Raw genomic sequence first — 12,971 nt, forward strand, 5'->3', positions numbered from 1 at the left:
CGCCCTTGCGTGTAATCAGGGTTTCCCTCGGTAGAGTGCCGTCATGTATGCTACGGCGCTTCCTGTAACTCCACTTCCAGCTCGGCTGGGCAGCGAAACGCCGATTTGGCGTCATCACCGTCCAGCGTTGCATTGAAGAGGATTAGGCCACCCCTATTCAGTTCAAAAGTAGCCATGCACGAACAATATCAGCCCCGTGAAATCGAAGCCGCCGCCCAGTCGTTCTGGGACGAGCAAAAGTCCTTTGAAGTCAGTGAACAGCCAGGCAAGGAGACTTTCTACTGCCTGTCGATGTTCCCTTACCCCAGCGGCAAGCTACACATGGGGCACGTGCGCAACTACACCATCGGCGACGTGATCTCCCGCTACCAGCGCATGCAAGGCAAGAACGTCCTGCAACCCATGGGTTGGGACGCGTTCGGCATGCCGGCGGAAAACGCCGCGATGAAGAACAACGTAGCGCCCGCCAAGTGGACCTACGAAAACATCGCCTACATGAAAAGCCAGCTGCGCAGCCTGGGCCTGGCGGTGGACTGGTCGCGCGAAGTGACCACCTGCAAGCCCGATTACTACCGCTGGGAACAATGGCTGTTCACTCGCCTGTTCGAAAAAGGCGTGATTTACAAAAAAAGCGGCACTGTGAACTGGGACCCGGTCGACCAGACTGTTCTGGCCAACGAGCAAGTGATCGACGGTCGCGGCTGGCGTTCCGGCGCGCTGATTGAAAAGCGCGAAATCCCGATGTACTACTTCAAGATCACCGCTTACGCGGATGAGCTGCTGGAGAGCCTCGACGAACTGACTGGCTGGCCTGAACAGGTCAAGACCATGCAGCGCAACTGGATCGGCAAATCCCGCGGCATGGAAGTGCAGTTCCCGTACGACGTCGCTTCCATCGGTGAAGCCGGCGCGTTGAAAGTCTTCACCACCCGTCCGGATACCCTGATGGGCGCGACCTACGTTGCCGTGGCCGCCGAACACCCTCTGGCTGCCCTGGCGGCGCAGAACAACCCTGAACTGCAAGCGTTCATCGCTGAATGCAAGGGCGGCAGCGTTGCTGAAGCCGACGTCGCCACTCAAGAGAAAAAAGGCCTGCCGACCTCGCTGTTCGTCGAGCACCCGCTGACCGGTGAGAAACTCCCGGTATGGGTCGCCAACTACGTGCTGATGCACTACGGCGATGGCGCGGTCATGGCAGTTCCGGCGCACGACGAGCGTGATTTCGAGTTCGCCCACAAGTACAACCTGCCGATCAAATCGGTGGTGCGCACAAGTGCCGGTGACACCAATCCTGCCCCGTGGCAGGACGCTTACGGCGAGTACGGCACGCTGATCAATTCCGGCGAGTTCGATGGCCTCGACTTCGCAGGCGCTTTCGACGCTATCGAAGTCGCACTGATCAAGAAAAACCTCGGCGCCTCGCGCACCCAGTTCCGCCTGCGCGACTGGGGCATCAGCCGTCAACGCTACTGGGGCTGCCCGATCCCGATCATCCACTGCGGTACTTGCGGTGATGTACCGGTCCCGGAAGATCAACTGCCCGTGGTGTTGCCGGAAGACGTGGTACCGGACGGCGCTGGTTCGCCGCTGGCACGCATGCCCGAGTTCTACGAGTGCGCTTGCCCGAAATGCGGTGCACCGGCCAAGCGTGAAACCGACACCATGGACACCTTCGTCGAGTCCTCGTGGTACTACGCCCGTTACGCCTCGCCGCACTTTGAAGGTGGCCTGGTAGAAAAATCGGCGGCCGACCACTGGTTGCCGGTGGATCAGTACATCGGCGGTATCGAACACGCGATTCTTCACCTGCTCTACGCGCGCTTCTTCCACAAGCTGATGCGCGATGAAGGCCTGGTGAGCTCCAACGAGCCGTTCAAGAACCTGCTGACCCAGGGCATGGTGATCGCCGAGACTTACTACCGTCGTGAAGCCAACGGTGCCTACACCTGGTTCAACCCGGCGGACGTCGAACTCGAACGCGACAGCAAGGCCAAGGTTATTAGCGCCAAGCTGATCGCAGATGGCCTGCCGGTGGAAATCGGCGGCACCGAGAAGATGGCCAAGTCGAAGAACAACGGCGTCGACCCACAGTCGATGATTGACCAGTTCGGCGCAGACACCTGCCGCCTGTTCATGATGTTCGCCTCGCCACCTGACATGAGCGCGGAATGGTCCGACTCCGGAGTAGAAGGTTCGCACCGCTTCCTCAAGCGCGTCTGGCGCCTGGCTCAAGCGCACGTCACTCAGGGCCTGCCGGGAAAACTGGATGTCGCCAGCCTGAATGACGAGCAGAAAGCCATTCGCCGTTCGATCCACCAGGCCATCAAGCAGGCCAGCCACGACGTCGGCCAGAATCACAAATTCAACACCGCCATCGCCCAGGTGATGACGCTGATGAACGTGCTGGAAAAAGCCCCGCAAGGCACCGAACAGGATCGCGCGCTGATTCACGAAGGCCTGGAAACCGTGACTCTGCTGCTGGCCCCGATCACCCCGCACATCAGCCACGAGCTGTGGCATCGCCTGGGCCACGCCGACCCGGTGATCGACGCCGGTTGGCCGGTGCTGGACGAAAGCGCGCTGGTACAGGACAGCCTGCAACTGGTCATTCAAGTGAATGGCAAGCTGCGCGGCCACATCGAAATGCCAGCCAGCGCCAGCCGCGAAGAAGTCGAAGCCGCCGCACGGGCCAACGAAAACGTCCTGCGCTTCGTCGATGGCCTGACTATTCGCAAAGTGATCGTAGTGCCCGGGAAACTGGTCAATATCGTCGCCAGCTAAAAATTGGATCGGGCGCCAGGTGAGCCTGGCGCCGAGTAAAACCTTCCGGGCCGCTTGACCGGCCCACATGGTTTCAAGGGGAGCAACAAGATGATCAAACGCAATTTGCTGGTGATGGGCCTTGCAGTCCTGCTGAGCGCCTGCGGTTTCCACCTGCGTGGCACCGGCACCACCGAACTGGCGATCAAGGAACTCGACCTGAGCGCCCGCAATGCCTACGGCGAAACCGTGACACAATTGCGCCAGGTACTGGAAAGCAGCGGCGTCCGGGTCTACACCGGCGCACCTTACAAACTGGTGCTGACCGATGAGCAGGAAAGCCAGCGCATCCTCAGCTATGCCGGTGCCGGCCGTACTGGCGAGTACCAGGTGAACACCGTGCTCAATTACGACATCCGTGGTCAGGGTGACCTGCCACTGCTGAGCGACAAGCTTGAAGTGCAGAAGGTGTTCATCCACGACGGCAACAACCTGGTGGGCTCCGACCAGGAAGCCAACGATGCCCGCAAGGACATTCGTCGTGAACTGGTTCAACGCATGATGCTGCGTCTGCAACAGCTCACCCCGACCCAGTTGGAACAGCTGCAACAGACTGCCGACGCCCGGGCCAAGGCTGAAGCCGCCGCGCTGGAAGCGGCGCAGAAGGCTGAAGCGGAGACCCCGCGTCAGTCGCCTGTCGAACTGCCGAAGCAGTAAGACTTACGGGGCGCTCAGGCGCCCCGTTCGCCTCCTCTTATGAAACTCGCCCCCGCCCAACTCGGTAAACACCTGCAAGGCGCTCTTGCGCCGGTCTACATCATCAGTGGCGATGACCCACTGCTGTGCCAGGAAGCCGCCGACGCCATTCGCGCCGCGGCTCGCCAACAAGGTTTCGATGAACGCCAGGTCTTCGCCGCCGACGCCAGTTTCGACTGGGGTACGCTGCTGCAGGCTGGTGCAAGCATGTCGCTGTTCGCCGAAAAACGTCTTCTGGAACTGCGTCTGCCCTCCGGCAAACCTGGTGACAAAGGCGCCGCCGCGCTCATCGAGTACTGCTCGCGCCCGGCAGAAGACACGCTACTGCTGATCAGCCTGCCCAAGCTTGATGGCAGTGCGCAGAAAACCAAGTGGGGCAAGGCGCTGGTCGAAGGTCCGCAGACCCAGTTCGTGCAAATCTGGCCCGTGGACACCAACCAGTTGCCGAGCTGGATTCGTCAACGACTGTCCCAGGCCGGGCTTTCCGCCAGCCAGGACGCCGTCGAACTGATCGCCGCTCGGGTCGAAGGCAACTTGCTGGCTGCCGCCCAGGAAATCGAAAAGCTCAAGCTGATGGCCGAAGGTGGTCAGATCACCGTCGAAACCGTGCAAGCGGCGGTGGCCGACAGCGCGCGCTTCGACGTCTTCGGCTTGACCGACGCGATCCTCAACGGCGAAGCCGCTCATGCCCTGCGCATGCTCGAAGGGCTGCGCGGCGAAGGCGTCGAACCGCCGGTGATTCTCTGGGCGCTGGCCCGTGAACTGCGCCTGCTGGCCAACCTGTCGCTGCAATACAGCCAGGGCGTGCCGCTGGACAAAGCCTTCAGCCAGGCCCGACCGCCGGTCTGGGACAAGCGCAAACCACTGATGAGCAAGGCACTGCAACGCTACTCGGCACAACGCTGGGCGCAATTGCTGCTTGAAGCACAGCGCATCGACGCGCAGATCAAAGGCCAGGCGGCGGGTTCACCCTGGATGAGTTTGAGCCGGTTGACGTTGTTGATGGCTGGGCAGAGATTGTCGTTGCCTGCCGAATAACCTGTTTTCCAGCCTGCACCAACCTCTGTGGCGAGGGAGCTTGCTCCCGCTGGGTTGCGAAGCGACCCCGAAACCAGACACCGCGACGCTTCAGGTAATCCAAGTTCACCGGGTTTACGACTGCTCCGCAGCCGAACGGGAGCAAGCTCCCTCGCCACAGGTCATCATTTCCTACACATCCTGGGGACTAGACAGAACCCCAACTTCGGCCGATGATTTGTCCCGCAAAATCCACTCACTTGCGAGAAATCATCATGAGTAAAAAGCCATCCAAGCATGGCCCCAACAAGGCCAAATCCATCATCGCCCAGCCACTGTTCCGCAGCCGTCAGGAACGAGCCGGCAAGGGCAAAGGCAGCTACCGCCGCGAAGCCTTCCAGTCTAATAGCTGGGAGGCTTCTTACTTTCTGGCAGCCTGAAAGGCAAGCCATCGCTCAACATGTTAAGGTCTGCACCTGATTCGTATCCTCTGGACCTGTGCATGCCCCTTTGTCTTTCCCGTCGTTGGCACCTTCGCCAATTGATAGCTGCCTCCAGCCTCGTTCTGCTTGTCGCCTGCGCGGAAAAACCCACCGCCGCCGACGCCCAGCCGCTTCAAACCCAAGCCGTTGCCACGGCCCCTGCGGTCGTTCCGCCGGTGGTTCCGACCGGTGAGGATCTCGACATCCAGCCCACCCAGACCTTTGCCGAATGGCAGTCGGGTTTTCGCAAAGACGCCCTCGCCGCCGGCATTCGCGCCGACCTGTTCGACCGTGCCTTTGCCAATGTCAGCTTGGACGCCAGCGTGATCCGTGCCGACCGCAGCCAGCCGGAATTTACTCGTCCGGTGTGGGAATACCTCGATGGCGCGCTGTCGCCGCTGCGGGTACGCAAAGGTCAGGCACTGGTCAGCCAGTACGCCGATATCCTGCAAAGCATCGAGCAGCGCTATGGCGTCGACCGTCAGGCACTGGTCGCGGTGTGGGGCATGGAGAGTAACTTCGGTCAGTTCCAGGGTAACAAGTCTGTGATCAACTCCCTTGCAACCCTGGCCTATGAAGGTCGACGCCCAGGCTTTGCTCATGCGCAGCTGATCGCTGCCCTGCAAATCCTGCAACAGGGTGATATTGAACCCGAGAAAATGCTCGGCTCCTGGGCGGGTGCCATGGGCCAGACCCAGTTCATCCCGACCACCTACAACACCCACGCCGTAGACTTCGACGGCGATGGCCGCCGTGACATCTGGAACAGCGCCGCTGATGCACTGGCCTCGACCGCGCACTACCTGCAAAGCTCCGGCTGGCAGAAAGGCCAGCCGTGGGGCTTCGAAGTCCAACTGCCGAGCAGCTTCAATTACGTCCTGGCCGATGGCGCGATTCGCAAAAGCGTCGCCGAGTGGCAGCAACTGGGGGTCACCCTGCCCAATGGTGCCCAGGTTCCGGCCGGTTCCGAACACCTGTCGGCCGCCCTGCTCCTGCCGGCAGGCTATCGCGGCCCGGCATTCCTGATCTTCGATAACTTCCGAGCAATCCTCAAGTACAACAACTCTTCGTCCTACGCCTTGGGCGTGAGCTTGTTGTCTGAGCGTTTCAATGGCGGTGGCCTGATCAACGGTCTATGGCCAAAAGATGACTTGCCGCTGAGCCGTACCGAGCGAATCGAGCTGCAAACCCTGCTGAGCGCCCGGAACTATGACGCCGGCACCCCCGACGGCATCATCGGCGCCAATACCCGTAAAGCAATCCGCAGCGCGCAGCAGTCGTTTGGCTGGCCGGCGGATGGGTACCCTACGCACAAGTTGCTCGAAGGTTTGCGTAACCGCTAAAAGCAAAAAATCGCAGCCTTCGACAGCTCCTACAGGGTTTTGTGTACACCTGCAGGAACTGCCGAAGGCTGCGATTTTTTTTTGCGATGTGTTGTTACTTGATCACCACATCCTGCTCCAACACCAACGTCTTGCTCCCCGCATCCAGCCTGACCAGTGCCCCCATCGGCAACGTCAGGTTCGGATCGCAATGCCCGCTGCGCCACCCCGCCAGCACGGGTATGCGCAACGACGCGAAGGTCTGCTTGAGCAAGCCCTCCAGCGCGATGGTGTCCACGCCCGCCACATCCCCCACCAGAACCCCGCGCAACTTGTGCAGCGTGCCGGCCAGACGCAAGTGGGTCAGCAGCCGATCAATGCGATAAAGCGGCTCGTTGATGTCTTCAATGAACAGGATGGCGCCCTCGGCGTCGATCTCGTAAGGCGTACCCATGGTCGCGGCGATCATCGACAGATTGCCCCCCAGCAAACGCCCGTGAGCAATGCCTGGCGAGACGGTCGTCAACGGGTAGGCCACAGGGTGCGCCAGCACGCTGTCCGCCGTCACTTGCCCGCGCAACATGTTGAAAAACGAGGACTCGGTGGGTTTCTGCTTGTCACCCAGCAGGTCCGCATTGAGCATCGGGCCGTGAAACGTCACGAACCCCGCATAACGGCTGATTGCCAGATGCAGTGCAGTGATATCGCTATAGCCGATGAACGGTTTGGCATTGTTGCGCAGTAACTCGAAATCGATCCGATCGAGCAAACGCGGAGTACCGTAACCGCCACGCAAACAGATGATGGCGTCGACCTCGCTGTCGGTAAATGCCGCGTGCAAGTCATTGAGCCGCACATCGTCGCTGCCGGCCAGGTAGCCGTCTTTCTCGTAAACGCCGGGGAACACTCGCAGCGAATAGCCGCGAGCGCGCATCCAGGCAATCGCTTTATCGGTGTCCAGGGCAGCGGGGCCGGCAGGCGCAATGACGCCGATCAGCCCTGCAGGCGGCAAGGCCGGAACAGGGACGTGAGGACAAAGGGTGTGGGTCGGTCGAGCAGTCATCCATGATTCTCCCTGTGTGAATGCTTCAGCACACAGTAGTCAGGAACGGGAATAAACAAAAGAGGGTCAGTCGCACCACGGCTTGCAGGAAAAGCCTGCAGAGGATGTGGGCAGCGCCAATGAAAACGCCCGCAAGGACTAACCTTGCGGGCGTGCTCTTTTCTCAGCGCGGAATCAGGACGACATCAATTCGGCCTTGACCAGCTTCGCCTGCTCGTCGGCGTGGTACGAGGAGCGTACCAGCGGGCCGGAAGCGACGTTCTTGAAGCCCATCTTGTAGCCTTCCTCGGCAAACCAGGCGAAGGTGTCCGGGTGCACGAAGCGCTGGACCGGCAAGTGGCTGCGGGACGGTTGCAGGTACTGGCCCAGGGTCAGCATGTCGATGTCGTGTTCGCGCATGCGTTTCATGACTTCGATGACTTCTTCGTCGGTTTCGCCCAGACCCAGCATCAGGCCGGACTTGGTCGGAATGTGCGGCATCATCTGCTTGAAGCGTTGCAGCAGGGTCAGCGACCACTGGTAATCCGACCCCGGACGCGCAGCCTTGTACAGGCGCGGCACGGTTTCCAGGTTGTGGTTGAACACATCTGGCGGCTCGGCGGCGGTGATTTCCAGTGCGACGTCCATGCGGCCACGGTAGTCCGGGACCAGGGTTTCGAGCTGTACGTTCGGCGACAGTTTGCGTATTTCGCGGATGCAGTCGGCAAAGTGCTGGGCACCACCGTCACGCAGGTCGTCACGGTCTACCGAGGTGATGACCACGTATTTCAGTTTCAGGTCGGCGATGGCAATGGCCAGGCTTTCCGGCTCGTTCACGTCCAGTGGCTTCGGACGACCATGGCCAACGTCGCAGAACGGGCAACGACGGGTGCAGATATCGCCCATGATCATGAAGGTCGCGGTGCCGCCGGAGAAGCACTCGCCCAGGTTCGGGCAGGATGCTTCTTCGCAAACGCTGTGCAGCTTGTGTTTGCGCAGCAAGGCCTTGATGCGGTCGACTTCCGGGGAAACCGGGATGCGCACGCGAATCCAGTCAGGTTTCTTCGGCAGTTCGGTGGTCGGGATGATCTTCACCGGGATGCGTGCAACCTTCTCGGCGCCGCGCAGCTTGACGCCGGCTTCAACCTTGGCACGCGGGGCCGGACGCTCGGTGACATCGAGCGTCGGGATCATGGTTTGCACTGCATCAGTAGTCATATCAATCGATTCCGCCCGTTAGGGTCGTCTGCTCAGCATAGTCGAGGTGTTTGACGAGCTGCGCGCGCAGCCGGGCACTTACCTCGGCAAATTCAATCGGTCCTGCGTGATCGCGCAGCTGGGTCATCGCCAGCCCGGCATAGCCGCAGGGATTAATCCGTCGAAACGGTTCCAGGTTCATATCCACGTTCAGGGCCAGGCCATGAAAGGAACAACCGTGGCGGATCCGCAGACCCAAGGACGCGATTTTCGCGCCATCGACATAGACACCCGGTGCATCCGGCTTGGCGGATGCGGTCACGCCGTAACTGGCCAGCAACTCGATCAGGCACTGCTCCATGCGGCTGACCAGGTCACGCACGCCGAACCCCAGCTTGCGCACATCCAGCAACAGGTAGGCCACCAACTGGCCCGGACCGTGGTAGGTCACCTGCCCACCGCGGTCGACCTGCACCACCGGAATATCGCCTGGCAGCAACAGGTGTTCAGCCTTGCCGGCCTGGCCCTGGGTGAACACCGGCGGGTGCTCGACCAGCCAGATCTCGTCGGCGGCATCGCTGCCGCGTTCGTTGGTGAAGCGTTGCATGGCATGCCAGACCGGCTCGTAAGCCATCTGGCCAAGTTCGCGAAAGCCCAGCGTGCCAGGCATCACAGCACCATGTGCACGAAGCCGGTAGCCCGCAGTTCGCTGTTGATGTTGTACAGCTGGTCCTGGTCGGTGGCGACGATGTGCAACTGAATCGTGGTGTACTTGCCGTTGGTGCTTTGGCGCTCATCAACGCGGTCATGGTTGATCGTCGCGTGTTTCTTGACGATCTCGATGATCTTGTCTTTGTTGCCCACACCCGTATCGCTGATCACCTTAACCGGGTAATCAACGTTGGGGAATTCGATCTTAGGCGCCTTTACTTCGGTATCGGTCATGGCGTAACGGCCTCGTAAGCGTAAGCCGTGGCGACAGCAAGGCCCCACGCCGGATCAGCGTGGGGCCATGCAGGTGCACACTATCAGTTGAACAAGCCGTAGAAGAATAGACGGATGCTATCCCACATGCGGCGGAAGATACCACCCTCGTCGACTGCGTCCAGAGCGATCAGGTCGGCGCTGTGCACCACTTTGTCGTCCAGTTTCACTTCGACTTTACCGATCACGTCGCCCTTGGCGATGGGTGCAACCAGTTGCGGGTTCATGGTCATGCTGGCAGCAAGCTTCTTCAGCTGGCCTTTTGGCAAGGTCATGGTCAGGTCTTCAGCCAGGCCGGCCTTGACTTGATTGGTGGTGCCTTTCCAGACAGGTGCCTGAGCCAGCTCGGCGCCTTTCTGATAGAAGGTCTGGGTTTCGAAGAAGCGGAAACCGTAAGTCAGCAGCTTCTGGGTTTCGGCAGCACGAGCCACTTCGCTGTTGGTGCCGAACACCACGGCGATCAGGCGCATGCCATCACGTACGGCCGAAGACACCATGCAGTAGCCGGCTTCGTCAGTGTGACCGGTTTTCAGACCGTCGACAGTCTTGTCGCGCCACAGCAGCAGGTTGCGGTTAGGCTGCTTGATACCGTTCCAGAAGAACTCTTTCTGCGAGTAGATCGCGTAGTGAGCCGGGTCTTCGTGGATGATCGCGCGAGCCAGCACGGCCATGTCGTGAGCCGACGAGTAGTGCTCCGGGTTCGGCAGACCGGTCGGGTTCATGAAGTGGGTGTTGGTCATGCCCAGATCAGCAACGGTTTTGTTCATCAGGTCGGCGAATGCGTCTTCGCTGCCGGCGATGTGCTCGGAGAGCGCAACACTGGCGTCGTTGCCCGATTGAATGATGATGCCGTGCAGCAGGTCGCTGACGGTAACTTGCGAGCCGACCTTGATGAACATCCGCGAACCACCGGTACGCCAGGCGTTCTCGCTGACGGTCACCGGATCGTTTTCGCCGATCTGGCCACGACGGATTTCCAGGGTCGCGATATACGCGGTCATCAGCTTGGTCAGGCTGGCCGGCGGCAGACGCTGGTCACCGTTGTTCTCTACCAGCACGTTGCCGCTGCTGGCGTCCATGAGTACGTAGGCTTTGGCGGCCAATTGCGGTGGCGACGGCATCATCTCGACCGCGAAAGCCGCGGGAGAGAGAAGCAGCGGGACTAGCAGGCACAGGCGTTTGGCAAAGGTGGTGATGTTCATCCGTCTCTCGAAATCGCTAATGGAAACTGCCCTAGGGCAAAACTAATCAGACAACTTTTCAAAAAGCTGTCACGTGTTCAGTTGCTCACTCTGTAACCCTTGCCGGGCTTTTGTTCTTCAACGAGCCAACAACCCGGTTCGCCCCCCAAAACTGCAAGCGAACCGTCAATCAAGTACTACGTGTTACTCGGCGCTGACCAGGCTCGGTGAACCGAGATTGGCCAGCCGCACGCTGTTCTGCACCTGCTGGATTTCACCCGCAGAGCCGATCGGCCCCATGCGCACCCGATGCAGAGTCTGCTGGTTACGCACGATCGAGCTGATGAACACCGGAGCGCTCACCATCCCGCTGAGCTTCGATCTCAGGAGCTCTGCAGCGTCCGGGTTGGCGAACGCGCCCACCTGCAGATACTGGCCAGAGGCTGGTACAGAAGCGTTTTTTTTTGCATCGATCTGCACGGGCACAACGGCCGCGGCGTGTTGCTGCGGCGGTGGCGTCCATTGCTCGACGGTGCCAGTGGAAGCGGTCATGGTCGGCGCGGCATTTTGCGCCACTTGCGGCTCGTTGAGCATCAACGGCGCCGGACGACCTCTCTGCGCCCACCATTCCTGCGGATCGATGCCTTCGACCTTGACCCGCGCCGTGCCGATTTCAGCGTAGCCAAGCTTCTTGGCGGCCGCGTAGGACAAGTCGATGATCCGGTCTGAATAGAACGGCCCACGGTCATTGACCCGCAGAATCACCGTCTTGTTGTTGTCCAGGTTGGTCACCCGAACGTAACTTGGCAGTGGCAAGGTCTTGTGGGCGGCGCTCATGCCATACAGGTCATACACCTCGCCGTTGGCGGTGTTCTGGCCGTGGAACTTGGTGCCATACCAGGACGCCGTGCCCGACGCGACGTAGGTCTTGGATTCCTGCAGCGGGAAGTAGGTCTTGCCCAGCACGGTGTACGGGTTGGCTTTATAAGGACCACTGTGCAGGGTCGGCGTGGCATCCGGGATGCGCGATACGTCGACGTCCCACCAGGGTGCGCCATCCTTGTGCGCCCGGTTGATGTCCAGGCCGGGGGCCGAACGAACGGCGGTGGAAGACTTCTGAGTCGGTGAGCGGCTGGTCGAACAACTGGCGACCAGCACCGCCAACGCGGCGAATGCCATGAGCTTCAGGGGTTTATTCATAGGCAATGCCCGCATTACTTGACGCCCCGTGCTTGGACCAGCTGTTCAGACAGTTGATGTACGGCCATGGCGTACATCACGCTGCGGTTATAACGCGTGATCGCGTAAAAATTCGTCAGGCCCATCCAGTATTCAGGGCCATTGTCACCTTCCAGGCGGAAAGCCGTGACCGGCATATCATCGCGCAGCGCATCATGACTCGACCAGCCCAGCGCCCGCAACTCCCCGACGGTTTTCGTCGGTTCGATGCCGTCGGTCAGCCCGTCGTCCACCTGATCGCCGCGCACATCGGCACGGCTGACCACAGGTTCGCCGGCGACCCAGCCGTGTTGCTTGAAATAACTGGCGACGCTGCCGATGGCATCATCGGGGTTGTTCCAGATATTAATGTGGCCGTCACCGTCGAAATCCACCGCATAGGCGCGAAAGCTGCTCGGCATGAATTGCGGCAAGCCCATGGCCCCGGCATAGGAGCCTTTGAGGGTCAACGGGTCGACCTGCTCTTCACGGGCCAGCAGCAGGAATTCACGCAACTCCTTGCGGAAGAAATCAGCACGGGGAGGATAGTCGAAACCCAGGGTCGACAAGGCGTCGATCACCCGATAATTACCGGTATTGCGACCAAAAAAGGTCTCGACGCCGATGATCGAGACGATCACCTGCGCCGGCACACCGTATTCCTGCTCCGCACGGGCCAGCACCGCCTCGTGCTGACGCCAGAAGTCCACGCCACGGGCGATGCGCGCGTCGGTGATGAACATCGGACGATATTCTTTCCACTGCTTGACGCGTTCGGCGGGTTTGGAGATCGCGTCCAGAATCGACTGTTTACGCTCGGCTTCGCGGAACACGCCCATCAGCTGTTCACCGGCAAAGCCGTAGTCACGGGTCATTTCACCAACGAACTCGGCCACCTGCGGTGAGCCTTCGTAATCGCTGGCCAATGCTTCCTGCACGGAACCAAGGATGCTCACCAGGCCGACCCACGGTGCGTATCGAGTCGCCCAGCCACGCATTACTTGCATTGAAA

At 60.4% G+C, this 12,971-nt stretch carries 12 protein-coding genes; 5 read left to right on the top strand and 7 right to left on the bottom strand.

The window, feature by feature from the left end:
* The first annotated feature begins 174 nt into the window (after positions 1–174).
* The 5 genes from leuS to LOY28_RS26035 all read left to right on the top strand — a co-directional run bounded on the left by leuS (position 175) and on the right by LOY28_RS26035 (position 6,358).
* Complete coding sequence (gene leuS, locus LOY28_RS26015; RefSeq protein WP_018925761.1) at positions 175–2,781, top strand: leucine--tRNA ligase; 2,607 nt, start codon at positions 175–177, stop codon at positions 2,779–2,781.
* A 90-nt stretch (positions 2,782–2,871) separates the two neighbouring features.
* A complete protein-coding gene (gene lptE, locus LOY28_RS26020; RefSeq protein WP_018925760.1) occupies positions 2,872–3,477 on the top strand; it encodes an LPS assembly lipoprotein LptE in 606 nt (201 codons plus the stop codon).
* Positions 3,478–3,516: 39 nt separating this feature from the next.
* Entirely contained in the window at positions 3,517–4,554 is a 1,038-nt protein-coding gene (gene holA / locus LOY28_RS26025) for a DNA polymerase III subunit delta (protein WP_007937416.1), read from the top strand.
* Between the two features lie 254 nt (positions 4,555–4,808).
* Positions 4,809–4,973, top strand: coding sequence for an alternative ribosome rescue factor ArfA (gene arfA / locus LOY28_RS26030; RefSeq protein WP_003176285.1), 165 nt, complete (start codon positions 4,809–4,811; stop codon positions 4,971–4,973).
* A gap of 62 nt (positions 4,974–5,035) precedes the next feature.
* Positions 5,036–6,358, top strand: a complete 1,323-nt coding sequence (locus LOY28_RS26035) for a lytic murein transglycosylase (RefSeq protein WP_258612714.1) — start codon at positions 5,036–5,038, stop codon at positions 6,356–6,358.
* A gap of 94 nt (positions 6,359–6,452) precedes the next feature.
* Here the strand turns inward: LOY28_RS26035 and LOY28_RS26040 are convergent, their stop codons facing one another.
* The 7 genes from LOY28_RS26040 to mltB all read right to left on the bottom strand — a co-directional run bounded on the left by LOY28_RS26040 (position 6,453) and on the right by mltB (position 12,966).
* Positions 6,453–7,400: an LD-carboxypeptidase gene (locus LOY28_RS26040; protein WP_018925758.1), complete on the bottom strand. Its 948-nt coding sequence runs from the start codon at positions 7,398–7,400 to the stop codon at positions 6,453–6,455.
* Positions 7,401–7,574: 174 nt separating this feature from the next.
* Positions 7,575–8,597, bottom strand: a complete 1,023-nt coding sequence (gene lipA / locus LOY28_RS26045; protein ID WP_007946663.1) for a lipoyl synthase — start codon at positions 8,595–8,597, stop codon at positions 7,575–7,577.
* Between the two features lies 1 nt (position 8,598).
* Entirely contained in the window at positions 8,599–9,246 is a 648-nt protein-coding gene (gene lipB / locus LOY28_RS26050) for a lipoyl(octanoyl) transferase LipB (protein ID WP_007937425.1), read from the bottom strand.
* The gene (locus LOY28_RS26055; RefSeq protein WP_003215438.1) at positions 9,246–9,521 is read right to left on the bottom strand and encodes a DUF493 domain-containing protein; all 276 of its coding nucleotides are present in this window, start codon (positions 9,519–9,521) and stop codon (positions 9,246–9,248) included. The genes lipB and LOY28_RS26055 overlap by 1 nt, the downstream gene beginning before the upstream one ends.
* A gap of 83 nt (positions 9,522–9,604) precedes the next feature.
* Positions 9,605–10,762: a D-alanyl-D-alanine carboxypeptidase family protein gene (locus tag LOY28_RS26060; protein WP_018925757.1), complete on the bottom strand. Its 1,158-nt coding sequence runs from the start codon at positions 10,760–10,762 to the stop codon at positions 9,605–9,607.
* 183 nt (positions 10,763–10,945) lie between these two features.
* On the bottom strand, positions 10,946–11,956 hold the full coding sequence (locus tag LOY28_RS26065) for a septal ring lytic transglycosylase RlpA family protein (RefSeq protein ID WP_064620605.1): 1,011 nt from the start codon (positions 11,954–11,956) through the stop codon (positions 10,946–10,948).
* On the bottom strand, positions 11,956–12,966 hold the full coding sequence (gene mltB, locus LOY28_RS26070; RefSeq protein ID WP_258612715.1) for a lytic murein transglycosylase B: 1,011 nt from the start codon (positions 12,964–12,966) through the stop codon (positions 11,956–11,958). The genes LOY28_RS26065 and mltB overlap by 1 nt, the downstream gene beginning before the upstream one ends.
* Positions 12,967–12,971 lie beyond the last annotated feature (5 nt).

Origin of the sequence: Pseudomonas sp. B21-017, from assembly GCF_024749245.1 — a bacterium.
In the GTDB taxonomy this organism is placed as follows: domain Bacteria; phylum Pseudomonadota; class Gammaproteobacteria; order Pseudomonadales; family Pseudomonadaceae; genus Aquipseudomonas.

Bases quoted from the DNA above. Each gene is read 5' to 3' on its own strand.
- leuS (WP_018925761.1), top strand. From the start codon at position 175: ATGCACGAACAATATCAGCCCCGTGAAATCGAAGCCGCCGCCCAGTCG.
- lptE (WP_018925760.1), top strand. From the start codon at position 2,872: ATGATCAAACGCAATTTGCTGGTGATGGGCCTTGCAGTCCTGCTGAGC.
- mltB (WP_258612715.1), bottom strand. From the start codon at position 12,966: ATGCAAGTAATGCGTGGCTGGGCGACTCGATACGCACCGTGGGTCGGC.
- holA (WP_007937416.1), top strand. From the start codon at position 3,517: ATGAAACTCGCCCCCGCCCAACTCGGTAAACACCTGCAAGGCGCTCTT.
- LOY28_RS26060 (WP_018925757.1), bottom strand. From the start codon at position 10,762: ATGAACATCACCACCTTTGCCAAACGCCTGTGCCTGCTAGTCCCGCTG.
- LOY28_RS26065 (WP_064620605.1), bottom strand. From the start codon at position 11,956: ATGCGGGCATTGCCTATGAATAAACCCCTGAAGCTCATGGCATTCGCC.
- lipB (WP_007937425.1), bottom strand. From the start codon at position 9,246: ATGCCTGGCACGCTGGGCTTTCGCGAACTTGGCCAGATGGCTTACGAG.
- LOY28_RS26040 (WP_018925758.1), bottom strand. From the start codon at position 7,400: ATGACTGCTCGACCGACCCACACCCTTTGTCCTCACGTCCCTGTTCCG.
- lipA (WP_007946663.1), bottom strand. From the start codon at position 8,597: ATGACTACTGATGCAGTGCAAACCATGATCCCGACGCTCGATGTCACC.
- LOY28_RS26055 (WP_003215438.1), bottom strand. From the start codon at position 9,521: ATGACCGATACCGAAGTAAAGGCGCCTAAGATCGAATTCCCCAACGTT.
- arfA (WP_003176285.1), top strand. From the start codon at position 4,809: ATGAGTAAAAAGCCATCCAAGCATGGCCCCAACAAGGCCAAATCCATC.
- LOY28_RS26035 (WP_258612714.1), top strand. From the start codon at position 5,036: ATGCCCCTTTGTCTTTCCCGTCGTTGGCACCTTCGCCAATTGATAGCT.